We start from the raw sequence: 1,100 nt of genomic DNA on the forward strand, positions 1-1,100 counted from the left end.
GAGGTTCTTGCAAAACGAAACACCGGAGAGTAATTTTATTGCGAGAAGCGCAAAATAGATGAGAAAGGAGCGGCCATTTCTGGCAAGATGAAAGTGACTAAACAACCATCTGCGCTCCGCTATGAATCCTACACAACGCCTGCTGATAATGCAACGCTGGAATTTACTGCAACACGATTTGCTACCGGAGATAAAACAGCAATGCGGGTCACTGACGCCGAAGCTGGAAAAATTGATTCATGTACTAGACTGGGTGCGCATCGAAGAATTTGTGTCGGACCAATGGCAAGGGATAGGACGCAAACCGCATGACCGTGGTGCATTGGCCAGCGCCTTCATCGCCAAAGCTGTGTTGGGGCTCAATACAACAGCGGCCTTAATAGAACGATTGACGATGGATCGCAGTTTAAAACGGCTGTGCGGCTTTGAGATGTGGAAAGAAGTTCCGAATGAAGCCACTTTTTCGCGCGCCTTTGGCGAATTTGCCCAAGCCAAATTAGCGGAGAAAGTGCACGAAGCGCTGATCAAGAGTTATTTAGGCGACAGCCTCATTGGACACATCAGCCGTGACGGCACGGCGATTGCGGCGCGCGAGAAGCCGAAGAAACACATGAAAGTTGTTTCCGTAGAAAAGGCCCAAAAGCAGCGCCGTGGACGGCCAAAGAAAGGCGAGATAAGGCCGCCAAAGGAAGAGAAAGTGACCAAGATAGGCTGGCAGTTGACGCAAACTTTACCGAGCATCGTCAATGCTTTACCCAAAGAGTGTGACCGCGGCACTAAATGCAATGCGCAAGGTTATAAAGTGAGTTGGAACGGCTACAAGCTGCATATCGACACCGCTGACTGCGGCGTTGCCATCAGTGCGCTATTGACCAGCGCCTCGGTGCACGATAGTCAAACGGCGGTGCCGTTAGCAACGATGACGGCCGCACGAGTAACGAATTTGTACGATTTGATGGATGCAGCGTATTGCAGTGAAGAGTTAAGGGCACACAGCAAAAGTCTTGGCCACGTGCCATTAATTGATCACAACGCACGCGGCGGGGAGAAGAAACCGTTCGCCCCGCATGAACAACAGCGTTATAAAGAACGCACGCAAG

Annotated in this window: 1 protein-coding gene; it reads left to right on the forward strand. The window is 50.9% G+C overall.

Going from position 1 to position 1,100, the window contains the following annotated elements:
• Nucleotides 1-121: 121 nt before the first annotated feature.
• Nucleotides 122-1,100: transposase (locus AAKU64_RS22590; RefSeq protein WP_354363120.1), on the forward strand; the 979-nt coding region annotated here is incomplete at its 3' end.

This window comes from Undibacterium sp. GrIS 1.8 (assembly GCF_040544445.1).
GTDB lineage: Bacteria > Pseudomonadota > Gammaproteobacteria > Burkholderiales > Burkholderiaceae_D > Undibacterium.